Below are 26407 nucleotides of genomic sequence, written 5' to 3' on the forward strand. Positions count from 1 at the left end.
ATAGTCCTTATCTGAGCATGAGCAGGTCTGGGTTCAGCCCCTGTGCAATGGCGTTGAAGAAGAAGTTGAAGATCCACACCAGCGCGAAGCAGATGACGACCGCCTGGTTGACCGCGCGGCCCACGCCCTCCGGCCCACCGCCGGCGTTGAGTCCCTTGAAACTGCAGACCACACCGATCAGCAACCCGGTCAGCAGTGTCTTCAACTCCGCGCCCCACACGTCGGCCGCGTAGAGGTTGTGCGACATGCTGTCGATGTAGGCACCCGTTGTCGTGTCGCCCAGCGCACCCACTGCCAGCAGGCCGAGCAGCACTCCGACGAACGACGTCAGGAAGTTGAGCATCGCGCACATGACCGCGGTCGCGATCACCCTCGGCAACACGAGCATCCGAACCGGGTCCAGCCCGAGCACCTTGAGGGCGTCCAACTCCTCCCTGGCCTTCCGGGCGCCGAGGTCGGAGGTGATGGACGTGCCGATGACGCCGGCCACCACCATTCCGACCATGAACGCGGCGATCTCGCGGATGTCCGCCATCACCCAGAAGGCGCCCATCCGGTTGGCCGCACCCAAGAGCACCAGGAGCCCGACGCCCATGACCGTGATGAGGAAGCCGAAGCCGGCCATGGAGAAGGTCGCCGGCCAGAAGCAGAGCTTCAGCAGCGCGTACATCTCGTCGATGGTTTCCTTCCAGTACCCTCGCGGGTACCGGACGGCGCTGTAGATGACCTTGCCCAGAAGCTGGCACATCTGGCCCACTTCCAACACGACGTTGCGCGCCGGCGCCGGGACCGCACCGACGACGCGGCCCCCAACGCCCGGCCGCCGCCGCTCCCCCTCGTGCTCTTCCACAGTGGTCATTCGTGCTCCCTCACAGTCATCGCGACATCACGTGTGCGCGACGAACCACGCCTGGTCGACCGTGCTGATCCGCGGCAACGACACGACTGCCACCGGCGGCGGTTCACTCCGCTCATCTACTTCACCGCGTTGACCAGGTCTTCACGCCCGGCGTCGCGCAGGATGTTCTCGTAGGTCGCGAACAGCGGCTTGGTGATCGGGACCACCTTCATGACGGCCGAGACCTTGCCGTGGTTCCGGATGTCCCCCTTGGCCATTGCCAGAGCGACGTTGACCTTGCCGAGCCAGAATCGGTGCGCCACATCCGCTTTCATGTCCAGTTCGGCGTCGATGGGCCGGGTGACCTTCGTTTCGTCGTCGGGTCCCAGCTGGACGACGCCTTCGCCGAAGTCGATCACGATCGTCGACTCGGGGTCTGTCTGGTTCAGCTTGAGCACCGACCCCACCTTGCGGAGCTTGGGCCCCAGCTCGGGGTCCTCCATGCTCACCTGGAAGATGCGGCCGAGGTACCGGTAGACCTCGGATTCGTCCGTGAAAACGCCCATGATTCGCTTCCCCTACCTTGGATTCGGCGGCCGATTCCGCCGGCGACGGTCCGGTCTTCAGTCCTCGTGCACCGAGATGGCCCGTTCCGGGCAGACGTCCACGGCCTTGCGGGCGTCGTCGACGTCCGCCTCGTCCACTTCATCCACGAGGACGAAGGAGTTGCCGTCGTCGTCCACGTCGAACAATTCCGGTGCACGCGCGACGCACCGCGCGTGGCCAGAGCACTTGTCGAAGTCAATGGCGATACGCATCAGTGGGAGCTCCATGCCTCGAACGTCACCGGCAGCTTCTTCACGCCCCAGGTGTTCCCGGTGTGCCAGACCGCTTCCTGTCCCGGAGTCACCCGGTAACGCGGCACCCGGCGCAGGAACTCCTGCAGGAACACCTTGAGCTCCAGGCGCGCGAGGTGCGCACCCAAGCACCGGTGGATTCCCGACCCGAAACCGAGGTGACGGTTGGGCTGGCGGTCGAGCACGATCTCGTCGGGGTTGCTGAACTCCTCCGGGTCGCGGTTCGCCGAGGGCCACAGCAGGAGCAGGCGGTCGCCTTCGTCGAGATCCTGACCGAGGAAGGTGCACTTCTCGGTGACGTTGCGCGCAACGCCCGGCTGCGGCGGGATGTAGCGCACCAGCTCTTCGACCGCGAGGTCCAGCTTGTCCGGGTCGTCGACGATCGCCTCCAGCTGCGCGCGCAGGTCCGGCTGTTCGGCGAACAGCAGCAGGAGCCGGCTGAGCACGCTCGCCGTCGTGTCGAAACCGGCGGGCACCAGGACCAGGCAGAAGCCGAAGATCTCGTCGTCCTCGAGGCGCTCGCCGTCGACCTCGGCTTGATCCAGGTCGCTGATGAGGTCCGTGCCGTACCCGTTGACCCGGCGGTCCTCGAGCATCTCCGCGAAGTACTTCGTGCAGTTCAGGCCCGCTTCCATCGAGCGTTCCTGGTTCTCCTCGTCGGTCGCCTCCGGGTCGGGCTGCAGCATGTAGAGGAACTGGTCCTTGAGCATGTCCCAGTCCTTCTCCGGAACGCCCAGGTAGAGCTCCAGGATCGCGCGCAGCGGCAGCGGGACCGCGACCTCCTTGGCGAGGTCCGCCTCGGTCGAACCGGCCAGGTCATCGATGATCTTGGCGACCATCTTGCGCATGTAGGGCTCGATGTTCGCCACGGACTTCGGACTGAACTGCCGTCCCACCAGCGTCCGGTAGTTGCGGTGGTGCGGCGGGTCCGCCTCGATCGGGATCATCGGGGTCGGGTTGCCGAACGGCGGGATCGTCACCGGGAACGACGAGAACTTCTCCGGTTCGTGCGCCGCTTCGTAGACGTCCTGGTAGCGGGACAACGCGTAGAAGCCGCCGTGCTCCTCGCTGTGCGCGACAGGGCAGGACTTCCGCATTTCCGAGAAGATCTCGTGCGCGTTTTTCTGCGTGTCCTTGCTGTGCAAGCTGAACCGGCGGATCAGCTCGCCCATCTTGCTGTCATCCAGGCTTTTCGCCGCCGCCTGGTCCTTAACGCCGTCTTCAGCACTCAAGATGACCGTCCTCTTCCGTGGTGGTTGTCCGACCTCGTCCCGGCACCTGATGTGCCGACGAACAGCGAAGGCGGGCGACGCGAATGCCGCCGGTCGATTCGATGACTGAGCGGGAGCCCTGGTGGATCCGCTGCCGGCAGGCCGGATCAGCGGCCCGAGAGACACCTCACATGTGACACAAGCGGAAATGTAATACAGCTTCGTGTAGCTGGTCAAGGTCGATGTCGCATGTTCCGCCAACCGAATCCACCCGCGATAGTCCACCCGAAGAGGGTGCGGAGATCTTCTCCCGGCTCCCCTCCTGCGCGCGGCTCCACCGGGTCGACCTGCTGCGATGCCGCCCGTCAAGCCAAGTCCCCGGCACGTCCGCCAGGCGCGTCGACATCCGAGTCAATCGACAGACTTTGCTCGCTGGACATAACAGGTGTAGTTCTGGTGGGGCGTCCCCGGGAGTGCAGCGAGACGCACCGGGCCACCGGCGACGACGCGGATCGCCCACCGAACCGCGGCGTGTCCGCTTGTCCGCTCCCACTAGAGTGGTGGCGCGCAGGCCTTATCACCCATCGCAAGCGCGACGGAGGCCCTGCCACCGAGCAGCCCGCCGGCAGGGCGCATCCACCCCACCACCGGCGATACGACGATCCGAAGGTCGACACTTCGGTCGACTGCGGAAGGACCCGTGATGGCGCAACCGAGTCAAGACGTATCGGCGAAGGGGCGTACGGCCAAGCAGACCACGCGGTCCGCGGTCACGGCGGGAAGCGCGCGTTCCATGCTGATCACTGTCCTCGGCGAGCTCGTGCACCCGAACGATCAGCCGGTGTGGACCTCGTCGCTGCTGTACATGCTCGTCGGAATGGGGATCGAACAGCGCACCGCGCGACAGGCGATCTCCCGCGCGGCGGCATCGGGCTGGATCACCGGGGAACGCCAAGGCCGTGAAGTCCGCTGGGAGCTGACCGAGAGCGGCAAGCACCTCATGGACGACGGGGCCAAGCGCGTCTACTCGCTGCACGCCGATGCCGAGCCCTGGGACGGCAACTGGCTGGTCCTGCTGGTCACGATCCCGGAGGCACAGCGCTCCGTCCGCAAGTCTCTCTACACCGCCCTCGACTGGGAGGGCTTCGGCAACCCGACACCCGGTGTCTGGGTTTCGCCTCACGTCGACCGCCAGCCCCGCGCCCAGAAGGTGATCGACGACCTCGAGCTGAAGCCTTCGACCCTCGCCTTCGTCGGAAAGGCCAGCGCGATAGGTCAAACCGAGCAGGAGATCGTCGATCTGTCGTGGGAGCTGGATGAGGTCACCGCGCAGTACGAAGAACTGCTGATCCGCTACAGCGGACTGCAGCCGGCGCCGGGCGATCCGTTGCTGTTCACGCACGTCAAGCTGACCAACGAATGGCAGCGCTTCCCCTTCATGGACCCGCAGTTGCCGGCCGAGCTGCTTCCGAACTGGATCGGGCGGCGTGCTGCGGTGTTGTTCCACCAACTCCGCGAGGCCTGGTACGAGGACGCGCAGCAGCGGTGGCGCGAAGTGGTCAAGGAGACCTCACCGGGCTGATCACCCGCAGGAACGTCCAGGCGGTGGTGACTTGTGCAGCCACCACCGCCCAAACCCTCCCGGACCCGCTTCGGGTCAGACCAGTTTGAGCACCGGCTTGACGGCCTTGCCCGACTCGGCGTCCTCGCACGCCTTGTTGATGTCCTTGAAGTCGTAGGTCGAGATCAGCTTCTCGTACGGGAACCGCCCCTGCTTGTTCAGCTCGATCATCTGCGGGATGAACTCGTCCGGCCGGGCATCGCCCTCGGTGACACCGGTGATGGTGCGTCCGGCCATCAGCAGCTGGAGCATGTCGACCTGCACCTCTGTGCCCGCGGTGCCGAAGCCCAGCGTCGCGCACGTTCCCTTGAGCGCCAGGCAGTCGACGGCCTGGCGAACGACCGAGGTCACCGCGGTGGTGTCCACCGAGAAGTCCACTCCCCGCCCGGTGATGCCCTGGATCTCAGCCACCACGTCCTCCACGGCTGTGGGGTTGATCGTGTGCGTGGCTCCCAGCTCCTCGGCCAGCGCGAGCCGGTCCTGGACCAGGTCGACCGCGATGATCTTGGTGCATCCGGCGACCTTGGCCGCCATCAGGGCGGCCAGGCCGACCGCACCGACTCCGAAGACCACGAGGCTGCTGCCGGCCTGTGGCTTCAACCGGTTGAGCACCGTGCCCGCACCCGTCTGGATACCGCAGCCCAGCGGACCGACGGTCGACAGATCGGTGGACGGATCCAGCTTGACGGTGTTGCTCTCGATCGCGATCGCGTGCGTGGAGAACGAGGACTGGCTGAAGAAGAAGCCGTTCACATCACCGGAAGCACCGTGCAGCGCGGTGGTTCCGTCCGGCCTGCTCCCAGCCACGTTGTGCAGCACGAACTGCTCGCAGTAGCTGGGCTCGCCGCGCCTGCACATGGTGCAGTTCCGGCAGGCGCCGAAGCTGAGAACGACCTTGTCACCCGGCTCGACCTTGGTGACGTTCTGACCGACGGCTTCGACGACGCCGGCGCCCTCGTGCCCGAGCACGAGCGGGAGCGGCACCGGCAGCCACTGGTTACGCACGCCGATGTCGGTGTGGCAGATGCCGACGGAGTGGATCTTGACCAGGATCTCGTCATCGCGAGGAGCGTCGAGCTCGAGTTCCTCGATCTGGAAGGGCTTCTCGGCCTCGCGGACGACCGCAGCGGTGACCTGCATGAGAGTCTCCTCAAAGGTGAAGGGTGGGCGACGGCGCTTTCGCCTCAGCCCGGGAGGTAGATGGACTTCAGCTGCTGGTACCCGGCGAGCGCCTCCGGGCCGAACTCCCGACCGATACCACTGGCCTTCACGCCGCCGAAGGGCGCGTTGAGATCGATGACGTAGCCGTTCACACCGATCGTTCCGGTCTGGACCTCGGTGGCCAGTCGCATGGCGCGCTCCGGGTCGGCGGACCAGACGCTGCCGCCGAGGCCGTAGTCGGAATCGTTCGCGATCTTCACCGCGTCGTCGTCCCCGTCGTACTTGATGACCGACAGGACCGGGCCGAAGATCTCCTGCTGGGCGATGGTCGACGAGTTGTCGACGTCGGCGAAGACCGTCGGCTCGACGAACCAGCCTCGGTCGATGCCGGACGGACGTCCGCCACCGAGCGCCACGCGCGCTCCTTCCGCCCGACCCTTGGCGATGTAGCCCTCGACGCGCTCGCGGTGCTCGGACGAGGCCAGCGGGCCGACCTGCGTGCTCGCGTCCAGCGGATCGCCGACCTTCAGCCCGGACATCCAGCCGGTCAGCGCATCGACGACCTCGTCGTACCGGCTCGCCGGCGCCAAGATCCGGGTGCAGGCCATGCAGGTCTGGCCGTTGTTGGCCAACGAGGCGAAGTACAGCCCTTCGGTGACCTTGTCCAGGTCGGCGTCGTCGAGGATGACCGCGGCCGACTTGCCACCGAGTTCCAGGCTGACCGGGCGCAGCAGACGACCGCAGTTCTCCCCGATCGTCCGGCCGGCCGCGGTCGAGCCGGTGAAGGCCACCTTGTCCACGCCGGGGTGGCTCACCAGGTAGGCACCCAGATCACGTCCGCCCGGAACCCAGTTGATGACACCAGCCGGAACGCCGGCTTCCTCGGCGGCCTCCGCGAGCACGAAGCAGTCCAGCACGGTTCCCGGGGAGGGCTTGATCACCAGCGTGCAGCCCGCGGCCAGAGCCGGGGCGATCTTGGTGACGGCGAGGACCACCGGGTAGTTCCAGGGCACGATGCCCGCCACCACGCCAACCGGGGAGCGCTTCACCATCGTGTCGAATCCGAGCGGCGACGGGCGACGCTCGTCGAACTCCGTCGAGGCGGCCAGGCCCGCATAGTACCGCAGCAGGGCGACGGCGTAACCGCCTTCGAACTGCTCGCTCAGGCTCAGCGGCATCCCGTTCTGCTGGCTGACCGTCCGGGTCACCTGCTCGGAACGCTTCTCCAACGCATCCGCGAACTTGTTGAGGACGTCGGCCCGCTCAGCCGGGGACGTCTTCGCCCAACTCGACTCGTCGAACGCGCGCCTAGCGGCATCGACAGCGCGATCCACGTCCGCGTTCGCGGCCTCCGGCACGCTTCCCAACGACTCCTCGGTCGTCGCGTTGACCACCTGAATTCGGCGATCGGTAGCGGGTGAAACCCAACTTCCGTCGATGAAAAGACTGTCATGGACCACTGCCATGGTCAGCTCCTTTGCCGTGACCGTTGAAACAGGCGCGAATTGGCGCCAGAAGGCGGATCGCTCGCACCAGATCGGGCGGTGACCCCGCTCACCGACAACGTAAGCGAGAGCCAGCTCATTAGTCAACATCACTCTGCCGTCAGTCGCTCATTCTGTAGTACTTAGCGTGCGGACCTGGTGGTTCGAGTCCACCAACGGGCCGTTGTCGCGCTACGCGTGGATGTCAGAAGTGCGAGAACGAGGTGATCAACGAGTCCTGCGCCGGGCCAGCACATCGAGGGCTTCGCCCCAGCTCGCTCGCTTCCCGATCAGTCGCTGGCACTTCGCGCTGTGCCCTGGGTTGTTCATCGTGAACGCGCCGATGATGCGCTCTTCCTTCCGGTACAACGCCGTGAACCGGGCGGACTCGAGGTCTCCCGCGGCAACGTGGACCTCATCGACGCCGTCGGCCACGCCCGCGAACTGCATCTTGCGGTCGTAGCAGTCGGACCAGAAGTAGGGCACCTCGTCGTAGCTCGACGCCGAAGCGGGATCGAGAGCGTTCCGAGCGGCCAGTTCGCCTTGCTCAGCCGCGCTCGTCCAGTGCTCCACTCGCAGCGACCGGCCGAACAGATCGCTCCGCCACCTGGCGACATCCCCTGCAGCGTAGATGCCGGGCACGCCGACGTTCAGCGTCTCATCACAGGAAATCCCGTTCTCGACGTCGAGCCCCGACGACTGCAGCCAGTCCGTTCCGGGAACCGCGCCGATGCCCACCACCACCAGATCGACGTCGAGCACGGTGCCGTCGGAGAGATCCACCTGCTCCACGCGCTCGGAGCCGGTCACGCCGGTCACGGTGATGCCGCACCGGACGTCCACGCCGTTGTCCTCGTGCAGCCTGGCAACGGTGGAACCGACTTCGGCACCGACGGCCCGCACCAGTGGCGTGGGCAGGGATTCCACCATCGTGACGGGCAGCCCGCGGAGGCGAGCAGCAGCGGCGACCTCCGAGCCGATGAATCCACCGCCCACGATCAGAGTCCTGGCCCCGCCATCCAATGCAGCCCGAATCGCACGGGCATCGTCCAAGGTACGCAACACGTGCACGCCTCGGAGCCCTTCACCTCCGGGCAGCGAACGCGCCGCCGCACCGGTCGCGATGACCAGGGCGTCGAACTCGACCGAGTCCTCGCCCACCACCACTCGACGTCGGTCGGTGTCCAATGCGGACACCCGCCTTCCGAGGCGCAGATCCACGCCGGCGTCCGCGAACTGACTCTCGGTCCAATAGGCCGACGATTCCGGGACGCCCTCGGGGGACAAAAACTCCTTGGAGAGCGGCGGCCGATCGTAGGGAAGGTGCGGCTCATCGCCGATGAGCGTGACGCGTCCCTGATACCCCGACTTCCGGGCGGACTCCACGGCCCGGAGTCCGGCCAACGAGGCTCCGACCACGACGAGATGCCCAGCGGTCACGAGAACCTCCCAGGCAGATGCAATACATAGACGTTACCTAAGTCCCACATGTTGTATAGTTTAAGCAGAGATGTCCGCCCTCGACCAGCGTCGAACCGCGATTCACCTACACGCTCGCTCACCACCTCACCATTCGCGTAGTGCTTTCCCGTTCACCCCGGCGCCCCACTCCCACAGGAGGACCCCATGACGGACACAACACCGGGCTTCGACCAGGTGGTGGCCCTACCCGCGGTGTCGGACGGGATCGTCACGCCGGACTACATCGACCTCAACGGGCACATGAACATCCAGCACTACCTGGATTACCTGGCCTGGGGCGCGGACACGATCTGCAGCGATGCGGGGATCGACCTCGAATACCGTCAAGTGCGGCGGCTGGGGGTCTTCGCCGCGGAACACCACCTGAGCTACCACCGCGAGCTCCGCGAAGGGGAGAAGTTCTCGGTGCACCTGCGTCCCGTCGAGCGCAGCGACAAGGCCCTGCACCTGGTCGCCCTGCTCCTGGACCGCACCAACGGCAGGCTCTCCTGCACCCTCGAGACCGTCCTGGTGCACGTCGACCTGGACTCGCGGCGAGCAGCACCGTTTCCCGAGGACGTCGCCGCCGACCTGGATCGGGGAGTCTCCGCCTACGCCTGGGTGGACTGGCCCGCGCCGCTCTGCGGAGCCATGGGCGTGCGGCGGTGAACCCCGGGTGCAGGCTCGACGCCGGTTGTGAACACACGTTCCAGGTGTAGCGGCGCACGGTTCGGCGAGGCGTTCCCACGTGCGAGAAACCCGTTGCCCCGACGCATGCAGACACGCCACGCACTCCCCCGGCGAACACCTGGAACACTCAAGCCGTTGAAAACGATCGTTCACAGGAGTAGCTTCCTGAGCATCGCCGTTCGGCCGGGGTCGCCCGTCCGACCTGGCCTCCCACTCACCTACCGGAGAACCCTCCTGAGCAGAAGGGACGTCGAAGGCTCATGAACGCGTTCACGGACATCTCCTACGAAGTCGACAACGGCCTCGCATGGATCACCATCAACCGGCCCGACCGCTACAACTCGTTCCGCGCTCAGACCGTCGATGAACTGGTCAAGGCGTTCAAGTACGCCTGGGCGGACAACGAGGTCGGAGTCATCTGCCTCACCGGAGCCGGCGAGAAGGCCTTCTGCACCGGTGGTGACCAGAAGCAGCGCATGGAGACCGGGGACTACGGCCCCTCCGAGAGCGGTCTCTTCGAGGTCGAGGCGCTGCACCGGGTGATCCGCGACGTCCCGAAGCCAGTCATCGCCGGTGTCAACGGTTTCGCCATCGGCGGCGGCCACGTGCTGCACCTGCTGTGCGACCTGACGATCGCCGCCGACAACGCGAAGTTCGGCCAGAACGGGCCGCGCGTCGGGTCCTTCGACGCGGGCCTCGGCTCCGGATTCCTCGCCAGGGCGATCGGCGAGAAGCGCGCCCGCGAGGTCTGGTTCCTGTGCCGGCAGTACAGCCCGGAGCAGGCGGAGGCGTGGGGCCTGGTCAACAAGGTCGTTCCTGCGGCCGAGTTGAAGAGCGAGGTCCGTTCCTGGGCCGATGAGATCCTGCGCCTGTCCCCCACCGCGCTGAAGGTGCTCAAGCAGTCGATGAACTCCGACACCGAGCACTTCGTCGGCATCGGCCAGATGGCTTACTCCAGCTTGCGCCTGTTCGGCGAGTCCGACGAGGCCAAGGAAGGCATTGCCGCCTTCAACGAGAAGCGCTCCCCCGACTTCGGGAAGTACCGGAGCGCCTGAGGAACTCAAGAAAGTGGCGGTGGGGAACCTGGTCCCCACCGCCACTTTCTTGACCCGTATCGCAGAAGAAGAGAACTGGGGCTGTGCGGCGAGTCCAGACGCGCTCACCGCACAGCCCCAGAGAATCACGCCTGCCTGGTCGTGCCTGCCAGGCTTTCCCTCATGGCGCTGATGATCCCTCGGGTCGCGTCTTCGGCCTCGTCCGGCCCAAGGCCCCAGGGCGGCACCGTGATGTTCAGGTGGTCGTAGCTCTCGGCGTGCTTGGCGATCCGCGACGGGACGTCATCCGGAGTGCAGGCGACGCCGAGCTGGTCGATTGCGGCATCCGGGACGGCGGCGATGAGCGCCTCATCGTCGCCTTGCCTCGCGGCGTCGCGGATCTTCTCCTGCGCGTCGGACCAGCCGTGCATCGCGAAGAGCCGATCGTAGACGCGCGATGCCGCGTATTGGCCGATCGCGAAGGCCAGCCGACGGCAGGCGAGTTGTTCGTCCTCGTCCACCGAGCACATCACCATGCCCATCAGCTTCACGTCCGTGAGAGAGCGCTCAGCCGCGGCGACGCCCGCCGCGAGCTCCGGGCGGACCAGCTCATCGATGTACTTCGCGCTGAACATCGGATGCCCCACCAAGCCGTCAGCCACCTTGCCTGCGGCGCGCACCATGCGCGGGTTGACCCCGGCGGTCCAGATCGGCAGTCGCTCGCGGTACGGAGGCGGCACGTCGGCGGTCGGCACCACGTGCACCGTGTAGAACCTGCCATCGTGGTGCACCGGCCCCTCGTGCAGCCGCCAGAGCTTGCGCAACACCTCGATCAGCTCTTCCATCCGCACTGCCGGGGCCGTGCCGTCCACGCCGTGCCAGTTCTCCATCATCTTCGGCGTGCCGTTGCCCAGGCCGAGAATGATCCTGCCGCCGGACAACTCCTCCAGATCACGGGCTTCCGCCGCCCACATCAGCGGCGTGCGGCCGACTCCGTAAGCGATGTTCGACCCGATGGCAATCTGATCTGTGGCCGTGGCGATCGCTGCCATCGGCACAGTCGCAGACCTGCTGTAGAGCTCTCCGCTCCACACGGCTTCGAAGCCCGCGTGCTCGGCGGCGACGGCGATGTCGGTGGCACGGCGGAACCGCTCGGGCCCGTAACCGCCGTTGAAGATCGTCAATCCGTACATGGGGTACCTCCTGGTCCTCGGCCGTGGCCATCGGACCACTCCACGCGAGAACGATCGTTCCGGAACTTATCAAGGCACATTTTGCTCAGGCGAAGTTCGGCCGACGCTTCGCCAGGAAGGCGCTGATGCCTTCTTGTGCCTCTCCGTGCTCGAAGAGACCCTGCTCTTGCGCGACCTCGAAGGCGAAACCATCGCCTAGCGGCATGTCGAACGCCGCGTCGACCGTTCGGATCACGGCCTGCTGGGCAGGCAAGGACATCCGACAGAGATCCTCGGCCAGTCGCAGTGCCGCCTCCTCCGCCTGTCCGGCCTCCACGCGCCGGTCGAGCAGGCCGATGGCGTGCGCCTCATCAGCGTCCACCTGCCGACCGGTGAGCATGATGTCCAGCGCGCGCCCGCGCCCGACCAACCGCGGCAACCGCTGGGTTCCTCCCGCGCCCGGGATCAGCCCGAGCTTGACCTCGGGGAGACCGAACTTGGCGTCGGCGCCTCCCACCCGCAAGGAGCAGGCCATGGCCAGTTCGAGGCCGCCGCCCAGCGCGACGCCCTCGACAGCGGCGATGGCGATCTTGTTCGCTGCGGCGAGTCGGTCCAAGGCGCCGCGAAGCGAGTCCCCGTAGGCGATGAAGGCCGCGGCGTCCGCCTTGGACATGTGCTTGATGTCCGCGCCGGCCGCGAAGAATCCGGCGACGCTGGAACCAATGACGACGACCTTGATCGCGTCGTCCGCCTCGGCTTCGTCCATGACCTCGTTCAGCCCGTCGATGATCGGCGTGCCGAGAGCGTTGGCGGGAGGTCGCTGCAGGGTCACCCGCAGGACGTTTTCTCCCACCCGTTCCGAAACCACGGAATTCGCATCGGTTTCCGACATGTGCGCAGACCTTTCAGATTCGCTGGGGACGCCACGGATGTCACGGGCGTCGCGGGAACTGCGCGAAGTCAGGAGAACGCTTCTCCCGGTACGCTTCGCGACCCTCTTTTGCCTCATCAGTGGCGTAGAAGAGAAGATTCGTGTCGTGGGCCAGCTGCTGGATCCCGGACAGCCCGTCCTCAGCGGCGTGAAAGCTGGCCTTGAGCAGTCTCAACGCGAACGGCGACAGCTCCAGCATCTCCCGGCACCATGCGACGGTCTCCGCTTCCAGTTCCGATACCGGAACAACGGTGTTGACCAACCCCATGCCAAGTGCTTGCTGAGCGTCGTACTGGCGACAGAGGAACCAGACTTCCTTGGCCTTCTTGAAACCGACGAGCTGCGCCAGCAGGCCGGCGCCGAAGCCCCCGTCGAACGAACCCACCTTCGGCCCGGTCTGGCCGAAACGGGCGTTGTCCGCCGCGATGGTCAGATCGCAGATCAGGTGCAGCACCTGGCCACCACCGACGGCGTAGCCCGCGACCATCGCCACCACCGGCTTGGGCAGCCTCCGGATCTGCACCTGCAGGTCCGTGACGTGGAAGCGGCCGACTGCGGCTTTCGCGCCGGAGTCACTCAGGTACCCGGTGTCACCGCGAACCCGTTGGTCACCGCCGGCGCAAAAGGCATCCTCACCTTGCCCGGTCAGCACGATCACGCCGACCGATGGGTCTTCCCTGGCGTGCACCAGAGCATCGGAGATCTCGACCAACGTCTCGGGGCGGAAGGCGTTGCGAACCTCCGGTCGGCAGATCGTGATCTTCGCGATGCCCTCGCCGTCGTGCTCGTAGGCGATGTCCTCGTACTCACGAACCTGTTCCCAGCGGACGTCCCTCCGCAGCCCTTCACCGTTGCTCAACGCCAGCGCTCCGTTCCACATTCGCGCCGGGATCGCACCCTGCGATCGCACTCCGCCGACGAACCGGCGCCGGACAGATCGGCTGTTTGGACTTACTGTAACAACGGACAGACCAAACAGTCCACGATTCGTGGAACGATCGTTCACAGCGGTGTGGTAGTTTTTCCGAGTGGACAGGGACCGCATGATCTTGGACGCCGCAGCCGTGGCCTTCCATGAGAAGGGCTTTCACGGCGTCGGCGTCGACGAGCTCGGCAAGAGGGCGGGGCTGAGCGGCCCGACGCTGTACCGGCACTTCTCCAGCAAGGACGAGATCCTCGCCGCGCTGTTCAACGAGGCCATGGACGAGCTGGTCAGCGCCACGGCGATGGTCCACGACGATCCGTTCAAGGACCTCGACCGGCTGATCCGCCACCACGTCGACTACGCCGTGCGCAAGCGGCAGCTGGTGAACGTCTACCAGCGCGAGGACCGTTCGCTCGCCGAGCCGTGGAAGCGGCACTTCACCCATCGCCGCAAGCAGTACGTGGCGCGTTGGGAGGCTGTCCTCGGTCGCTGCGTTCCCGGCGTCGGCGCCCAGCACGTCGCCGCGCTCACCCAGTCCTGCCTGGGCATGATCTTCTCCATCGCCTACTGGCCTCCCCAGACGGCCGCGACGCCCTCGCTGGACGATCTGATCGTCGACTTCGCCAGCAAGGGCATCGCTGCGATGGATCTAGGCTGACCGGACTCCAGCACGTCGTACTGCGATCGTCGCCGTGGCCGTGACGACAGGTGCGGAGTCGCGCGAAGCTTCGAGGACTAGTTGTGCCTCCGAGTAGACCCCGGCGTCGGTGATCGCCACAACCTCGCCGCTGAGTTCGAGAACATCCCCCGGGAGAACGGCGGCCCGGAAGCGCACTTCGCACTCTCGCAGGTGTTCGACTCCGCACCAGTCGGTCAACCAACCGGCGAGGATTCCGGCCTGCATCTGCCCCATCGCGATGGGAGTGGTGAAACCGGCTTTGCGCGCGAACTCCGGATCGTGGTGCAGTGGGTTGAAATCCCCTCCCGCACCCGCGAAGCGCACGATGTCGGTCTGCGTCACGGGGCCGATCTTGCGCACCGGAATATGATCACCGACCTCCGCGTGCACGGGCTGTCTCATGACGGCACCCCCTTCTCGATCAGCGTTTCCCGCTGTGTCACGACAGTCGCGTCGAGGACATCTACGTACTCGGTTTCCAGCGTGATCAGACGCATCGAGCCACCGCGCTTGCCCTCGCGCCGTTCGTCGCCGACCACGCGCCGCTTCCCGCGCAGCTCGTCACCGACCTGCAGCGGCCGGTGGTAGCGCCACTTCACGGAGCCGACCACGATCCGCTCCAGCGCCACACCGAGCCGCTCGACCAACGAGCGCTGGTCGCGCTGGTGCCCGGCGACAACCACGTGGGTTGGTGTCGCCAGCATGCTGCCGAACCCCGACTCTCGCGTGACGTTCGGGTCTGTGTGCACCAAATCCCGCACGAACGTGGCTTTCGCGAATTCGCCGACCTTGCCACGCTCGACCTCGAACTCAACTTCGTCCACGACCAGCCCGACGAGCGATTCGCTCACCGCGCACCTCTTCCTCGTCCACCGGCGAAACGCGCCGGTCCGTCAGTTCGTCACGCGGCCTTCGGAACGCGCAGCACCAGCGCATCACCCTGGCCTCCACCGCCGCAGAGCGCAGCAGCACCCGTCCCGCCGCCGCGCCGACGGAGCTCGTGAGTCAGCGAGAGCAGCACGCGCGCGCCGCTCATCCCGACGGGGTGCCCCAGCGCGATCGCACCGCCGTTGACGTTGACCCGCTCGGGATCCACCTTGAGCTCGCGCGTGGAAACGATCGGCACGCCGGCGAACGCCTCGTTGATCTCCACCAGGTCGAGCTCGCCGATCTCCAGGCCACGATCGCGGCGAGCCGCATCCTTGATCGCCTCAGCGGGTTGCTTGAGCAACGAGGGGTCGGGCCCTGCGACGCTCCCGTAGGCGCCGATCTCAGCCAGCCAGCCGATCCCCATCTCCTCAGCGAGCCGCTTGCTCATCACGACCAGCGCGCACGCCCCGTCGGAGAGCTGAGAGGACGAACCCGCGGTGATCGTGCCGTCGCTGGAGAACGCCGGCTTCAGCGTGGCCAGCCGCTTAGCCGTCGTGCTCCCGCGGATGCCCTCGTCCTTCTCGATCGGCGACGCGCCTTCCCGCGCGGTGACCGGCACGATCTCCTCGGCCAGCCGACCGTCCTCGGTCGCGCGAGCCGCGCGGACGTGCGACTCCGCGGCGAACTCGTCCTGCTCGGAGCGAGTCACCGCGCACTCGATCTGGTACCGATCCGTGGCGGCGCCCATCGGCATCCCGTCGAACGCGCAAGTCAACGCGTCTTCTTCGAGCGCGTCGAGCACCTGACCTGCGCCGAACTTCAGCCCCTTGCGCACCCGGCGCAGGAGGTGCGGCGCGTTCGACATCGATTCCATGCCACCCGCCACCACGACCTCGTGCTGACCGAGAGCGATGAGCTGCGCGGCTTGCGCCACGGTCGCCAACCCGGACAAGCAGAGCTTGTTCACCGTCGTCGCGGGGGCCGACATCGGCACCCCCGCGGCCACGGCAGCGATCCGGGCCGGGTTGGGCCCGGCTCCGGCCTGCACGACGTTGCCCATGATGACGGCGTCAACATCTCCACCGCTCAGGCCCGCACGCGCGAGGGCCTCGCGGATGGCGACCGCGCCGAGATCAGCGGCCGTGAACCCGGCCAACCCTCCCAAGAACCGCCCGATCGGCGTTCGGGATCCGGCGACCAGCACCGCGTCCTGCATCGAAACTCCTTAGAGGCTTGTTCTGTACTGGCGCCAACGGAGGCGCGAGCCGAGACCCCGCCCGCGCCCGGCGCGCAGGTGCGCGCACCACGGCGAAAGGGCAGGGGCAATCAGTGCTTCGCGCAAATCAAGCCATCGTGAGACCGCCGCTGACCGACAGAGTCTGGCCGGTGATGTAGCCGGCAGCGTCGGAGGCGAAGAACGCCACTGCCGCGGCGACGTCCTCCGGCGTCGCGAGCCTCTTCATGGGCACGGCCTTGGTCATGCCGCCCAGCACCTTGTCGGCGTCCTGCCCGGAGTTGTCGGCGAACTTGCGCAGCGCAGGCGTGTCCGTGGGACCGGGGCACACCGAGTTCGCCGTGATGCCCTTCGTCGCGACCTCACGGGCCAGGGTCTTGGTGAAGGCGATGATGCCGCCCTTGGCACCGGAGTAGACCGCTTCCAGCGAGGAGCCGACCCGGCCCGCGTCCGAACCGATGTTGACCACGCGGCCGTGGCCGCGCTCGATCATGCCCGGGAGCACGCTCTGGATGACCCGCAGCTGGCCGTTGAAGTTCAGGTCCAGGATGCGGTTCCAGAACTGCTCGTCGGTGTCGACGAACTTCATGAAGTCGTCCCAGCCGGCGTTGTTCACCACGACGTCGATCGGACCCAGCTCGTCCGACACGGTCTTCACGCCTGCCTGCACCGACGCGGTGTCGGTGACGTCGACCTCGACGGCGAGGGCCTTTCCACCGCCCTCGTTGATGACGCCTGCGGTCTCCCGAGCCCGCTCCAGGTTGATGTCGGCAACGGCAGTCCGGAAACCCTGGTCACCCAGCGCCACGGAAATCCCGCGGCCGATGCCCTGCGCACCGCCGGTCACGAAGGCAACTCGATTGCTCATGTGCTTCTCCGATGTTTCTCGTCGTGTCGAGGGAAGTCAGTTCTTCGCGTGAGCCCACTCAACGGGGCCCGCAACGATGGAGTGGCTGGTGAGCTTGCGGCCGAGCACCGACTGCGCCGAGCGCGCCGCGTCGATGACGCCGGGCAGCGAAAGCCCGGTCTCCACGCCCATCTCGTGGAACATGCTCACCAGGTCTTCGGTCGCGATGTTGCCGGTCGAACCGGGTGGGACCGGGCAACCGCCGAGCTCGCCGAAGCTGGATTCGAAGCTCGCACATCCTGCTTCCAGCGCTGCGAAGGCGTTCGCCAGGCCCTGGCCGCGGGTGTTGTGGAAATGCGCGGTGATCTCCACGCCGCGGAGCCGCTCCACGGCGGCGGAGAAGAACTCGGAGGCGTAGGCGGGGTTGGCCATCCCGGTCGTGTCACCGAAACCGAGCTCGGTGGCGCCCGCTTCGGCGAACCGCTCGGCGAGTTCCAGAACCCGGTCCAGCTTGACCTCGCCCTCGTAGGGGCAGCCGAAGGACGTGGCGATGACCGCGGCGCAGTCGAGTCCTTCCTCGCGGATTCGCCGTGCGACCACGGCGTTCTCGCGCATCGAGTCCTCAACGGTGCGGTTGACGTTCTTCTTGTTGTGCGTCTCCGACGCGCTCACGAAGATGGCTGCCTCGTGGAACGTCTCACGCACCTTCAAGGCGTTGTCCAAACCCCGGTTGTTCGGGATCAGCGACATCAGTCGCACGTCGTCGGGCACCTCGACCCGGCGCAGCACCTCAGCGCCGTCGGCGAGCTGCGGGATGACGTCCGGCCGCACGAAGCTGGCGACTTCGATGCGCTTGAGCCCGGTGCGGCCCAGTTCGTTGATCAGCCGGATCTTGTCGTCGGTGGGAATGTGCTCGGGCTCGTTCTGGAAGCCGTCGCGAGGTCCGACCTCCCGGATCTGCACGCGCGATGGACGCTGGCTCATAGCGGCAGTTCCTTTCTCGTCCGTCATCGGTTCGTCCCGGTTCTGCCGTGCCCGAGAGACTTCTCCAGGTCGTCGCGGTGCTCGGGCGCGGCGATGGCGATCAGACGCCGGGCTCGCTCGGGCAGGTCACATCCGCGCAGTTCGGCGATTCCGTGTTCGGTGACCACGTAGTCGACATCAGACCGGCCCGTGGTCACCGGGCCGTCGAGCGCTGTCCGGATGTTGGACGACGAACGAGATGCTGCGCGCAGCGTGATGATCGAGCGCCCACCGGTCAGCGAGGCTGCCCTGGAGAAATCGACCTGGCCGCCGATCGCGCCGATGTAAGTCCCCTTGCGCATCTCCGACCCCACCTGCCCGGTGAGGTCCACTTCGATCGCCGAGTTGATCGACACCAGGCCGGACAGCTTCGACAGGACAGCGGGTGAGTGGGTGTAGCTAGCCGGCCGGAACTCGAGGGGCAGGCCGGGCAGGCCGGTGTAGAGCTCGTTGCTTCCGAGCGCCGCGCCGGCGACCACCCAACCGGTGTCGATCTCCTTGTACGCACCGGTGATCACGCCCTTGTCCACGAGCCGGGCGATTCCATCGGAGACCATCCCGGAGTGCACGCCGAGGTCGTTGTGCTCGGTGAGGCAGTCCAGCACCGCGGAGGGTAATGAGCCGACGCCGAGCTGGATGGTGTCTCGATCCTCGACCAGGCTTGCGACGTTGCGCGCGATGGCCCGTTCAACATCGTCGGCCTCCCGGTTCGGCGCCTCCGGGAGAGGTCGATCGGTCTCGACGACCGCTGCGAACCGTTCCAACGGCACCCGGGGAGCTCCGTAGGTGCGCGGCATGCGCTGGTTGATCTCGCCGATCAGCACTGGCGTGTGCGCGATCGCGTCGGCGGCGTAGTCCACGCCGACACCGAGGGAGCAGCGCCCTTCGGCGTCCGGCGGGCTCACCTGGACGAGGCCGACGTCGTTGGGGAGCCGGCCTTCGGCGAACATCCGGGGTAGTGCCGAGTAGTGGCACGGCACCACTTCGACCCGCCCCTGCTTCGCGAGCTTGCGCAGTTCGCCGAGGCCCCCGTAGGACGACAGGGCGATCTGCTCGGGCAGATCGGTGGTCAGCCGCTGGTCCCAGGTGAGCCCGCAGAACGCGCGCACCGGACCGATCTCCGCGACGCTGTCCAGCAAGGCGTGCACCAGCGGGGTCGGTTCAGCGCTGGTCTGCGACCACCAGATGCCATCACCTGGACGCACGTGGGCGGCGAGGTCGACCATCAGCTGATCCGCTCGATCAGGGTCGCGGTCCCCAGACCACCTCCGCAGCACATCGTGACCAGGCCGAGTTCGACGTCGCGGCGTTCCATCTCCGCGATCAGCGTGGCCATCAGGCGTGCTCCGGTGGCTCCCACCGGGTGCCCCAGCGCGATGGCTCCGCCGTTGACGTTGACCCGGTCGAGGTCGGGTTTGAACTCGCGTTCCCACGCCAGCACGACCGAGGCGAACGCCTCGTTGATCTCGATCAGATCGATGTCATCGATGCTCAGCCCGTTTCGCTCCAGCATCTTGTGGGTCGCCGGGATCGGCCCGGTCAGCATGATGATCGGGTCGACGCCAACCGTGGTCTGGTCGATCACCCGTGCTCGGGCGTTGAGCCCGTACTCCTCCGTGGCCGCCCGGGAAGCCAGCAGCACCGCCGCAGCTCCGTCAGAGATCGGCGACGACGTTCCGGCCGTGATCCGGCCGTTCTCCTGGCGGAACGGGGTTTTCAGTCCGGCCAGGCCAGCGAGATCAGTGCCCGGCCGAATGCCCTGGTCGCTGCGCCGCGTTTCCCCCGCCAGCTCCAGCGGGATCATCTCGGCGTCGAAACATCCCCCGGCAACGGCCTGCGCCGCCAGTCGGTGCGAACGCACCGCGAACTCGTCCATCTCCGCGCGTTCGATGCCCCACCGCTCCGCGATGAGCTCGGCGCTCTCGCCCTGGTGCACGAAGGAGTACTGGTCGCGCAGTTCGGCCGGCCACGGGTCGCCGTAGAGCTTGGAGATCTCGACCGGCGAGTTGATCGGGACACGCCCCATGTGCTCGACACCACCGGCGATCACCACGTCGTGGGTGCCCGAACCGACGAGGCCAGCCCCCATCTCGACAGCGGTCTGCGCCGATCCGCACCGGCGGTCGAGAGTGACGGCCGGAACCTCCGGTGGATACCCGGCCTGCAACCACGCGTTTCGCCCGATGTTGCGGGACTGCTCCCCGAAGGGGGCCGTGCACCCGATGACCAGGTCCTCGACCACCCTCGCCGGAAGATCGGCACGTGCCAGCAGCTCGTCGTAGCAAGCCGAGAGCATCTCGTTCGGATGCGTATCGCGGTACCAGCCCTTTTCCGGGTGACCCTTGCCCATCGGGGTTCGGGCCGCCTCCGCGATGACGACTTCCCGGCCTGCGCTCTGCATCGGTCCCGTCTTCGCCCGGCCCATCAGATCACCGTCCCACCGTCGACGGGCAGCACCTGACCCGTGATGTACCCCGCTGCGTCGGAAGCCATGAACACGAAAGATCCCGCGATCTCCGCGGGCTCGGCCCAGCGGCCGAGCGGGATCCTCGCCAGTGTCTTGGCCGCGAGCTTCTCGTTGCTGCGGATGTTCTCGGTCATCGGAGTGGCTGCGAGCGGGGCGAGCGCGTTGACCGTGACCTGTCGGCGCGCCAGCTCGCGCGCCAGGGACTTGGTCAGGCCGATGATGCCGGCCTTGGCGGCGCCGTAGTTCGCCTGCCCGATCGTGCCCTGCAGCCCCGCGGCGGAGGTCACGTTGATGACGCGTCCCGTGCCGTCCTCCGGCAGGTACGGCAGCACCGCCTTGCTGCACGTGTAGCTGCCGACCAGGTGAATGTCGACGATGCGGCGGAACGCCTCCTCCTCCAGGTCGGGAAACATCGCCGGCGCGATCGCTCCAGCGTTGTTGACCAGGATGTGCAAGGTGCCGTCGGCCAGCGCCGCTGCGCGTTGCACGATATCGGCAGCCGCTGCCGAATCCCGCACGTCCAGCACGCCATGTTCGGCCACGCCACCGTCGTTGCGAATTCCTTCCGCGATGTTCTTAGCGGCCCGTTCATCGATGTCGGACACGAACACCCGCGCGCCCGCTCGGGCGAAGGCCACTGCCACCGCAGCCCCGATGCCGCTGCCGGCACCGGTCACCAGTGCGGAACGGCCGTTGAGATCGAACATCAGTAACTCCTGGGAAGACCGAGAACGTGCGAACCGAGGTAGTTCAGGACCATTTCCTGGCTCAGCGGAGCGATCCGCAGCAGGCGCGCTTCACGGAAGTAACGCGAAACGTGGTACTCCTCGGAGTAGCCCATCCCGCCGTGCGTCTGCAGCGCCCTGTCGGCGGCCTCGAAACCCGCGTCGGCGCAGAGGTACTTGGCCGTGTTCGCCTCGCGACCACAGGGCTTTCCGTTGTCGTACAACCACGATGCCTTGCGCAGCGCGAGTTCTGCGGCGTCCAGGCGCGCCAACGAGTCGGCCAGCGGGAACTGCAGTCCCTGGTTCATGCCGATCGGGCGGCCGAAGACCTCCCGCTCGTTGCCGTACTGCACCGCACGCCGCAGTGCGGCCCGACCGAGTCCGAGCGCTTCGGAAGCGACCAGCATCCGCTCCGGGTTCAGACCGTCCAAGATGTACTTGAAGCCTTGGCCTTCTTCGCCCACGCGGTCTTCGACCGGGATGCGCAGGCCGTCGATGAACAGCTCGTTGGAGCTGACCGCGTTGCGGCCCATCTTGTCGATCGGGCGGATGTCGACCTTGTCGCGGTCCAGATCGGTGAGGAACAGCGTCAGGCCGTCGGTCTTCTTCTTGGCGTCCTCAAACTTGGTCGTGCGGGTCAGCAGCAGGACCTTCTCGGACTCACGGGCCTTGGAGATCCACACCTTGCGGCCGTTGACCACGTAGTGGTCGCCATCGCGCTTGGCGAAGGTGGTGATCTTGGTCGTGTCGAGGCCCGCTTCCGGTTCGGTGACACCGAAGCAAACGTGCAAATCGCCGTTGACGATGCGCGGCAGAGTACGCCGCTTGAGATCCTCGGACCCGTGCACGATCACCGGGTGCATGCCGAAGATCGACAAGTGCATCGAGCTCGCACCGTTCATCCCGGCGCCGGACGCAGCCACTTCCTCGAGCAGCAGCGACGCTTCGGTGATCCCGAAACCGTGGCCGCCGTACTCCTCAGGAGTGGTGATGCCCAGCCAGCCGCCTTGCGCGAACGCGTCGTAGAACTCCGTCGGGAACTCGTGCGCCGCATCCTTGTCCAGCCAGTACTGATCGCTGAACTTCCCGGCCAGCTCGGCGACGGCCTTGCGGATCGTCGCCTGATCTTCGGTCAATTCAAAGTCCACAGCAGTTCTCCCACCAGGCCCAGCTCACGCCCCTTTGGACTTAATATACTAAAGGACAGACCAAAAAGAAACCTCGCCGGTCACGCCGTGGGCAAGAGCGGGAGAGCATCGGCCAGCCGCTCGTTCCAGGTGCGCGGAGAGCCGAACAGCTCGGCGTCGAGCTTGGCGCGCTTGTAGAACAGCTGGAGGTCGTGCTCCCAGGTGTAACCGATCGCCCCGTGCATGGTCAGCGCCGAATCGACCGCGTCCTTGCTCGCAGCCGTGACCTGCGCCTTGGCAGTGGCGGCGTGCAAGGTCGACTCGTCTCCGCCGCGATCCACCGATGCCGCGGCGAAGTAGGCGATGGAGCGGGAGGACTCGACCGAGACCAGCATCGTCGCGGCCGCGTGCTTGACCGCCTGGAACGACCCGATCGGGACGCCGAACTGCTTGCGCTGCAGGCTGTAGGCCACCGCGAGGTCGAGCACTCGCCCTGCGGCGCCCAAGCTGTCCGCGGCCACGAGCACCGCCGCGCGCAGGGCCGCGTCCACGAGCACGGCCGAGGCGTCGACGTCCAGGCGCCGTGCGGCGACACCCTCCAAGCGGACGTCCGCCGCGTCCCGAGTCCGGTCCAGCAGCCTGCGATCACTCAGCACGATGCCGTCCGCGTTCGCGTCGACCAGGAAGAGCGCCAGACCGTCCGCCACCTGCGCCGGCGCCAGCAGCCAACGCGCACTCCCAGCCCCCAGCACCGACGGCACCGCACCGTGCAGCGCGGAACCGTCGAACTCGAGCCCCCGAGGGCGGTCGAGCGGACGTCCCGCTTCGGCGACGAACGCAGCGAACTGGCCGTCCTCCAGAACCGAGGAGGCGATGTCAGGCGCCGCCTCCAGCGCCGGGATCGTCAAGACCGAGGCCAGCCAGGCCCCCGACGGCACCGCGGCCCTGCCCAGCTCTTCAGCGGCGAGCGCGAGCTCCAGCAGCCCACCTCCTTGTCCGCCCAGGCTTTCCGGCGAGCCCACCCCGAACCAGCCGTCGGACACCAGACGCGCGGCGAAGGACGAGGAATCCCCGTTGTCCAACCACGTGCGGATAGTCTCCGTCGATGCGGTGCCGGACAGCCACTCGCGCAGCGACGTGCGGAAGAGCTCCTGTTCGTCGGTCAGTTCCCAACGCATGTCGGCTCCTTTCTATGCTGGTCCGCACCGGCGCAATGCCAGACATGCGTCACCGTGCATACCGTTGAATGATAGAATAGGTCTAACTGTCAGACCATAATTGGGAGACTCACGTGGTTGACTCGCCGAAGAAGGACCGCTCCTCCGTGCGGTTGGCGCCCATGTCCGTTCCGAAAGCGTCGGACGTGCTCGCCAGCGAGTTGCGGGAGCGGATCCTGAGCGGCGAGTACGCCGAGGACACCCCGCTCCCCCCGGAACGAGACCTGGTCTCGCAGACGCAGATGAGCCGCACCACGGTCCGCGAGGCCCTCCGCATCCTCGAAGTCCAGGGCCTCGTGCGCATCAAAGCCGGCCGGGCGGGCGGCACTTTCGTGCAGCGCCCCAGCCAGGACTCGGTAGCGACCTCGATCAGCCTGCTGATCCGCGGACGCCAGCTCCGCCTCGCCGACCTGCTGGAGACCCGCGAGGCGATCGAGCCGTTCTGCGCCCGCCTGGCAGCGCAGAACCGCACCGACGAGGACCTCGCGGTACTCGACGCGGCGAACAAGGCCATCGCCACCGACGACGGAAACCTGACGGGCTTCCTGCAGGCCAACGTCGACTGGCACGTCGGCGTCGCCTCCGCCAGCCACAACGAACTGCTGATCGCGTTCATGTCCGCGCTGTCCAACGCGATCTACACCGCGACCGAGAACGAGGCCTTCGTCGACGCGGAGGTCCGGAGCGTGACCGCGAAGGCGCACAAGTCCATCACCAACGCGATCCGCGAAGGTAACCCCGACGCCGCCGTTCGCCGGATGAACCGGCACGTGCACTCCTACGCCGAGGCGGTTCTGGAAGTGGAGGAGCGGGAGAAGATCGAGGTCGACGACGCGTGAGGAAACGCGGTCGCCCCGAAACGGCCGACCGCGTCCACACCTGCTCATCAGCGCTTCGCAGCCGCGGTGATCTCCGCTAGCGAACCGGGGTTCTCCGCGCCGGAGAGGTCACCGGGATCCTTCCCCAGCGCGGCCGCGCGGATCGCCCGCCGGAGGATCTTGGCCGACCTCGTCTTCGGCAGTTGCGAGACGCGGCGCACCAAGGACGGCGCGAAGGGCTTGCCCAGCTCGCCTGCGACCATCTCGCGCAGCTCGTCGGAGACGTCCTGGTCCTCCGATCCCCGGCGGGGCACCCAGAACGCCCACACGGCTTCGCCCTTCGTGGCATGCGGGACACCGACGGCGGCCACCTCGCCGACCGCGGGATGGGTGCTCATCACCGACTCGACTTCCGCGGGTGCCAACCGCTTTCCCGCCACGTTCATCACGTCGTCCGACCGGCCCAGGATGAACCAGTTGCCGTCGTCGTCGATCAGGGCGAAGTCACCGTGCCGCCACATGCCGGGGAACGTCGACCAGTACGCCTCGAGGTAGCGGGCATCGTCCTTCCAGACACCGCGAGTCATCGACGGCCACGGCTGCCTGCAGACCAGCTCGCCGACCTCACCGCGCAACGGTTCGCCGCGGTCGTCGACGACGTCGACGTCCATGCCCAGCGATGGCCCGCCGAGCGAGCAGCTGCGGATCGGTTCAACGGGGTAGGGCGCGAGGAACGATCCGCCGACCTCGGTCCCGCCGGAGAAGTTGATGATCGGGACCCGGCCGCCGAAGACCTCTTCGGCCAGCCACTGGTAGGAATCCGGGTCCCAGGACTCGCCGGTCGATCCGAGCACCTGCACCGAGGACAGGTCCAGGTCCGCCGGCACCGGAGTGCCGCTGGACCGCAGCGTCCTGATCAGCGTGGGCGACACCCCGAGCATGGTGATGCGATGCCGCGCGGCCAGCCGCCACAGGCGGTTCAGGTCCGGCACGTCGGGCGAGCCCTCGTAGAGCAGGAGCGAGGCTCCGTTGGCGTGCGTGCCCATGATCGACAACGGGCCCATGATCCAGCCCATGTCGGTCACCCAGCAGAACACGCCGCCGCGCTTGACGTCGAAGGAGTACGCGACTTCGCTGGCCACCTTCAGGAGGAACCCGGCGTGGGTGTGCACCGCCCCCTTCGGCTTGCCGGTGGTCCCGGAGGTGTAGGCCAGCAGCAGAGTTTCGGCCGATTTCACCACCGCGGTGGCCACCGGCCCCTCGGAGCGGACCAGATCCGTCCACGCCACCTCCGGAACCCGCGGAGACCGCTCCTGCTCCTCCGCGGACGCGACGTTGTCGACGACGACCACGTTGCGCACCGTCGGGCAGGACTCCAGCGCCTCGTCGAGCAGCGGCTTCATCCGCACGGTCCGCCCGCGGCGCACGGTGCCGTCGGCCACCACCACCGCCTTGGCCTCGGCGTCTTGGAGCCGCGCGGCGATCGCGGCCGGTGCGAAGCCCGAGAACAGCGGAACGAGAACAGCACCGAGCTTGGCGACGGCATAGCAGATGATGACGGCTTCGGGAATCATCGGCAGGAAGAGCGCGACCGCGTCGCCGCGCTCGACCCCGAGGTCGCGCAGCCCGGCAGCGGCGCGGTCGACCTGGTCGGCGAGCTCCCGGTACGTGAGCCGGTGAACCGAGTCGTCCTCCCTGACGTGCACGATCGCCGGGCTGTCCGCGACCTGCTCGTCGTCGAGCCACCTGCTCACGCACGCGTCGACGACGTTGAGCTCGCCGCCGACCATCCACTCCGGACGCTGGATCCCCGCCGACAGGTCGACCGGCTCCGAATACGGCGTCCGAAAGGGAAGTCGCAGATCCTCGACCACCGCGTTCCAGTACCAGCCGATCTCGCGCACCGAGCGCTCGCGCAGCTCGGCGAGCGACTCGAGGCCGTGCGAGCGGGCCAACCTGGTGACGTTGGCGTTCGCGACTCGTTCCTCCGTGGGGAACCAGGTGTAGTCGGACAT

The 26407-nt window shown here is 67.0% G+C and carries 26 protein-coding genes; 5 read left to right on the forward strand and 21 right to left on the reverse strand.

Annotated features, from left to right (window positions below):
- Positions 1 to 7: 7 nt before the first annotated feature.
- The 4 genes from ACYVF3_RS21195 to ACYVF3_RS21210 all read right to left on the reverse strand — a co-directional run bounded on the left by ACYVF3_RS21195 (position 8) and on the right by ACYVF3_RS21210 (position 2927).
- The gene (locus ACYVF3_RS21195) at positions 8 to 859 is read right to left on the reverse strand and encodes an MlaE family ABC transporter permease (RefSeq protein ID WP_461155962.1); all 852 of its coding nucleotides are present in this window, start codon (positions 857 to 859) and stop codon (positions 8 to 10) included.
- A gap of 116 nt (positions 860 to 975) precedes the next feature.
- On the reverse strand, positions 976 to 1404 hold the full coding sequence (locus ACYVF3_RS21200; protein WP_461155963.1) for an SCP2 sterol-binding domain-containing protein: 429 nt from the start codon (positions 1402 to 1404) through the stop codon (positions 976 to 978).
- Positions 1405 to 1461: 57 nt separating this feature from the next.
- Positions 1462 to 1656, reverse strand: a complete 195-nt coding sequence (locus ACYVF3_RS21205; protein ID WP_461155964.1) for a ferredoxin — start codon at positions 1654 to 1656, stop codon at positions 1462 to 1464.
- Positions 1656 to 2927 (reverse strand): cytochrome P450, encoded by a 1272-nt coding sequence (locus tag ACYVF3_RS21210; RefSeq protein WP_461155965.1) that lies wholly within the window; start codon positions 2925 to 2927, stop codon positions 1656 to 1658. Before ACYVF3_RS21210 ends, ACYVF3_RS21205 begins: the two co-directional genes overlap by 1 nt.
- Before the next feature lie 772 nt (positions 2928 to 3699).
- Between ACYVF3_RS21210 and ACYVF3_RS21215 the strand changes: the two genes are divergently transcribed.
- The gene (locus tag ACYVF3_RS21215) at positions 3700 to 4488 is read left to right on the forward strand and encodes a PaaX family transcriptional regulator (RefSeq protein ID WP_461155966.1); all 789 of its coding nucleotides are present in this window, start codon (positions 3700 to 3702) and stop codon (positions 4486 to 4488) included.
- Between the two features lie 75 nt (positions 4489 to 4563).
- Here ACYVF3_RS21215 and ACYVF3_RS21220 read toward each other — a convergent pair whose 3' ends face one another.
- The 3 genes from ACYVF3_RS21220 to ACYVF3_RS21230 form a co-directional block, all read right to left on the reverse strand.
- The gene (locus ACYVF3_RS21220) at positions 4564 to 5667 is read right to left on the reverse strand and encodes an NAD(P)-dependent alcohol dehydrogenase (RefSeq protein ID WP_461155967.1); all 1104 of its coding nucleotides are present in this window, start codon (positions 5665 to 5667) and stop codon (positions 4564 to 4566) included.
- Positions 5668 to 5711: 44 nt separating this feature from the next.
- Positions 5712 to 7154: an aldehyde dehydrogenase gene (locus ACYVF3_RS21225; protein ID WP_461155968.1), complete on the reverse strand. Its 1443-nt coding sequence runs from the start codon at positions 7152 to 7154 to the stop codon at positions 5712 to 5714.
- A 246-nt stretch (positions 7155 to 7400) separates the two neighbouring features.
- The gene (locus ACYVF3_RS21230) at positions 7401 to 8612 is read right to left on the reverse strand and encodes an NAD(P)/FAD-dependent oxidoreductase (RefSeq protein ID WP_461155969.1); all 1212 of its coding nucleotides are present in this window, start codon (positions 8610 to 8612) and stop codon (positions 7401 to 7403) included.
- Positions 8613 to 8798: 186 nt separating this feature from the next.
- Here ACYVF3_RS21230 and ACYVF3_RS21235 point away from each other — a divergent pair, with 186 nt between their 5' ends.
- Both ACYVF3_RS21235 and ACYVF3_RS21240 read left to right on the forward strand, forming a co-directional pair.
- The gene (locus tag ACYVF3_RS21235; protein WP_461155970.1) at positions 8799 to 9302 is read left to right on the forward strand and encodes a thioesterase family protein; all 504 of its coding nucleotides are present in this window, start codon (positions 8799 to 8801) and stop codon (positions 9300 to 9302) included.
- A gap of 281 nt (positions 9303 to 9583) precedes the next feature.
- Positions 9584 to 10378: an enoyl-CoA hydratase-related protein gene (locus tag ACYVF3_RS21240; protein ID WP_461155971.1), complete on the forward strand. Its 795-nt coding sequence runs from the start codon at positions 9584 to 9586 to the stop codon at positions 10376 to 10378.
- A gap of 125 nt (positions 10379 to 10503) precedes the next feature.
- On the opposite strand, the gene ACYVF3_RS21245 is transcribed toward ACYVF3_RS21240, so the two are convergent.
- From ACYVF3_RS21245 to menB, 3 genes are all read right to left on the reverse strand, one after another.
- Positions 10504 to 11550, reverse strand: coding sequence for an LLM class flavin-dependent oxidoreductase (locus ACYVF3_RS21245; protein ID WP_461155972.1), 1047 nt, complete (start codon positions 11548 to 11550; stop codon positions 10504 to 10506).
- A gap of 85 nt (positions 11551 to 11635) precedes the next feature.
- Positions 11636 to 12421, reverse strand: coding sequence for an enoyl-CoA hydratase/isomerase family protein (locus ACYVF3_RS21250; protein WP_461155973.1), 786 nt, complete (start codon positions 12419 to 12421; stop codon positions 11636 to 11638).
- 40 nt (positions 12422 to 12461) lie between these two features.
- Positions 12462 to 13319 carry a 1,4-dihydroxy-2-naphthoyl-CoA synthase gene (gene menB, locus ACYVF3_RS21255; RefSeq protein WP_461155974.1) on the reverse strand — a complete coding sequence of 286 codons (858 nt, stop codon included), beginning with the start codon at positions 13317 to 13319 and terminating at the stop codon, positions 12462 to 12464.
- A gap of 169 nt (positions 13320 to 13488) precedes the next feature.
- On the opposite strand from menB, the gene ACYVF3_RS21260 reads away from it, so the two are divergent.
- Positions 13489 to 14043 carry a TetR/AcrR family transcriptional regulator gene (locus ACYVF3_RS21260; protein ID WP_461155975.1) on the forward strand — a complete coding sequence of 185 codons (555 nt, stop codon included), beginning with the start codon at positions 13489 to 13491 and terminating at the stop codon, positions 14041 to 14043.
- On the opposite strand, the gene ACYVF3_RS21265 is transcribed toward ACYVF3_RS21260, so the two are convergent.
- The 10 genes from ACYVF3_RS21265 to ACYVF3_RS21310 all read right to left on the reverse strand — a co-directional run bounded on the left by ACYVF3_RS21265 (position 14035) and on the right by ACYVF3_RS21310 (position 23535).
- On the reverse strand, positions 14035 to 14466 hold the full coding sequence (locus tag ACYVF3_RS21265; RefSeq protein ID WP_461155976.1) for a MaoC family dehydratase: 432 nt from the start codon (positions 14464 to 14466) through the stop codon (positions 14035 to 14037). The two genes, ACYVF3_RS21260 and ACYVF3_RS21265, sit on opposite strands and share 9 nt — an antisense overlap.
- A complete protein-coding gene (locus tag ACYVF3_RS21270; protein WP_461155977.1) occupies positions 14463 to 14915 on the reverse strand; it encodes an FAS1-like dehydratase domain-containing protein in 453 nt (150 codons plus the stop codon). Before ACYVF3_RS21270 ends, ACYVF3_RS21265 begins: the two co-directional genes overlap by 4 nt.
- Positions 14916 to 14965: 50 nt before the next feature.
- Positions 14966 to 16150 carry an acetyl-CoA C-acyltransferase gene (locus ACYVF3_RS21275; protein ID WP_461155978.1) on the reverse strand — a complete coding sequence of 395 codons (1185 nt, stop codon included), beginning with the start codon at positions 16148 to 16150 and terminating at the stop codon, positions 14966 to 14968.
- Between the two features lie 127 nt (positions 16151 to 16277).
- Entirely contained in the window at positions 16278 to 17036 is a 759-nt protein-coding gene (locus tag ACYVF3_RS21280; RefSeq protein ID WP_461155979.1) for an SDR family NAD(P)-dependent oxidoreductase, read from the reverse strand.
- A 36-nt stretch (positions 17037 to 17072) separates the two neighbouring features.
- Positions 17073 to 17999 (reverse strand): hydroxymethylglutaryl-CoA lyase, encoded by a 927-nt coding sequence (locus ACYVF3_RS21285; protein WP_461155980.1) that lies wholly within the window; start codon positions 17997 to 17999, stop codon positions 17073 to 17075.
- Positions 18000 to 18022: 23 nt separating this feature from the next.
- The gene (locus tag ACYVF3_RS21290; protein WP_461155981.1) at positions 18023 to 19264 is read right to left on the reverse strand and encodes an acetyl-CoA hydrolase/transferase family protein; all 1242 of its coding nucleotides are present in this window, start codon (positions 19262 to 19264) and stop codon (positions 18023 to 18025) included.
- On the reverse strand, positions 19264 to 20463 hold the full coding sequence (locus ACYVF3_RS21295) for a thiolase family protein (RefSeq protein ID WP_461155982.1): 1200 nt from the start codon (positions 20461 to 20463) through the stop codon (positions 19264 to 19266). Before ACYVF3_RS21295 ends, ACYVF3_RS21290 begins: the two co-directional genes overlap by 1 nt.
- Positions 20463 to 21212, reverse strand: coding sequence for an SDR family NAD(P)-dependent oxidoreductase (locus ACYVF3_RS21300; RefSeq protein WP_461155983.1), 750 nt, complete (start codon positions 21210 to 21212; stop codon positions 20463 to 20465). The genes ACYVF3_RS21295 and ACYVF3_RS21300 overlap by 1 nt, the downstream gene beginning before the upstream one ends.
- On the reverse strand, positions 21212 to 22378 hold the full coding sequence (locus ACYVF3_RS21305) for an acyl-CoA dehydrogenase family protein (protein ID WP_461155984.1): 1167 nt from the start codon (positions 22376 to 22378) through the stop codon (positions 21212 to 21214). The genes ACYVF3_RS21300 and ACYVF3_RS21305 overlap by 1 nt, the downstream gene beginning before the upstream one ends.
- A gap of 80 nt (positions 22379 to 22458) precedes the next feature.
- Positions 22459 to 23535 (reverse strand): acyl-CoA dehydrogenase family protein, encoded by a 1077-nt coding sequence (locus ACYVF3_RS21310; protein ID WP_461155985.1) that lies wholly within the window; start codon positions 23533 to 23535, stop codon positions 22459 to 22461.
- Between the two features lie 161 nt (positions 23536 to 23696).
- Between ACYVF3_RS21310 and ACYVF3_RS21315 the strand changes: the two genes are divergently transcribed.
- Positions 23697 to 24413 (forward strand): FadR/GntR family transcriptional regulator, encoded by a 717-nt coding sequence (locus ACYVF3_RS21315; protein WP_461155986.1) that lies wholly within the window; start codon positions 23697 to 23699, stop codon positions 24411 to 24413.
- A 47-nt stretch (positions 24414 to 24460) separates the two neighbouring features.
- Here ACYVF3_RS21315 and ACYVF3_RS21320 read toward each other — a convergent pair whose 3' ends face one another.
- Positions 24461 to 26407, reverse strand: coding sequence for an AMP-binding protein (locus ACYVF3_RS21320; protein WP_461155987.1), 1947 nt, complete (start codon positions 26405 to 26407; stop codon positions 24461 to 24463).

Source organism: Saccharopolyspora tripterygii (assembly GCF_054778355.1).

Bases quoted from the DNA above. Each gene is read 5' to 3' on its own strand.
- ACYVF3_RS21295 (WP_461155982.1), bottom strand. From the start codon at position 20,463: ATGGGCCGGGCGAAGACGGGACCGATGCAGAGCGCAGGCCGGGAAGTC.
- ACYVF3_RS21265 (WP_461155976.1), bottom strand. From the start codon at position 14,466: ATGAGACAGCCCGTGCACGCGGAGGTCGGTGATCATATTCCGGTGCGC.
- ACYVF3_RS21215 (WP_461155966.1), top strand. From the start codon at position 3,700: ATGCTGATCACTGTCCTCGGCGAGCTCGTGCACCCGAACGATCAGCCG.
- ACYVF3_RS21200 (WP_461155963.1), bottom strand. From the start codon at position 1,404: ATGGGCGTTTTCACGGACGAATCCGAGGTCTACCGGTACCTCGGCCGC.
- ACYVF3_RS21290 (WP_461155981.1), bottom strand. From the start codon at position 19,264: ATGGTCGACCTCGCCGCCCACGTGCGTCCAGGTGATGGCATCTGGTGG.
- ACYVF3_RS21240 (WP_461155971.1), top strand. From the start codon at position 9,584: ATGAACGCGTTCACGGACATCTCCTACGAAGTCGACAACGGCCTCGCA.
- ACYVF3_RS21225 (WP_461155968.1), bottom strand. From the start codon at position 7,154: ATGGCAGTGGTCCATGACAGTCTTTTCATCGACGGAAGTTGGGTTTCA.
- ACYVF3_RS21285 (WP_461155980.1), bottom strand. From the start codon at position 17,999: ATGAGCCAGCGTCCATCGCGCGTGCAGATCCGGGAGGTCGGACCTCGC.
- ACYVF3_RS21250 (WP_461155973.1), bottom strand. From the start codon at position 12,421: ATGTCGGAAACCGATGCGAATTCCGTGGTTTCGGAACGGGTGGGAGAA.
- ACYVF3_RS21205 (WP_461155964.1), bottom strand. From the start codon at position 1,656: ATGCGTATCGCCATTGACTTCGACAAGTGCTCTGGCCACGCGCGGTGC.
- ACYVF3_RS21245 (WP_461155972.1), bottom strand. From the start codon at position 11,550: ATGTACGGATTGACGATCTTCAACGGCGGTTACGGGCCCGAGCGGTTC.
- ACYVF3_RS21220 (WP_461155967.1), bottom strand. From the start codon at position 5,667: ATGCAGGTCACCGCTGCGGTCGTCCGCGAGGCCGAGAAGCCCTTCCAG.
- ACYVF3_RS21195 (WP_461155962.1), bottom strand. From the start codon at position 859: ATGACCACTGTGGAAGAGCACGAGGGGGAGCGGCGGCGGCCGGGCGTT.
- ACYVF3_RS21275 (WP_461155978.1), bottom strand. From the start codon at position 16,150: ATGCAGGACGCGGTGCTGGTCGCCGGATCCCGAACGCCGATCGGGCGG.
- ACYVF3_RS21280 (WP_461155979.1), bottom strand. From the start codon at position 17,036: ATGAGCAATCGAGTTGCCTTCGTGACCGGCGGTGCGCAGGGCATCGGC.
- ACYVF3_RS21310 (WP_461155985.1), bottom strand. From the start codon at position 23,535: ATGCGTTGGGAACTGACCGACGAACAGGAGCTCTTCCGCACGTCGCTG.
- ACYVF3_RS21300 (WP_461155983.1), bottom strand. From the start codon at position 21,212: ATGTTCGATCTCAACGGCCGTTCCGCACTGGTGACCGGTGCCGGCAGC.
- ACYVF3_RS21320 (WP_461155987.1), bottom strand. From the start codon at position 26,407: ATGTCCGACTACACCTGGTTCCCCACGGAGGAACGAGTCGCGAACGCC.
- ACYVF3_RS21235 (WP_461155970.1), top strand. From the start codon at position 8,799: ATGACGGACACAACACCGGGCTTCGACCAGGTGGTGGCCCTACCCGCG.
- ACYVF3_RS21315 (WP_461155986.1), top strand. From the start codon at position 23,697: ATGTCCGTTCCGAAAGCGTCGGACGTGCTCGCCAGCGAGTTGCGGGAG.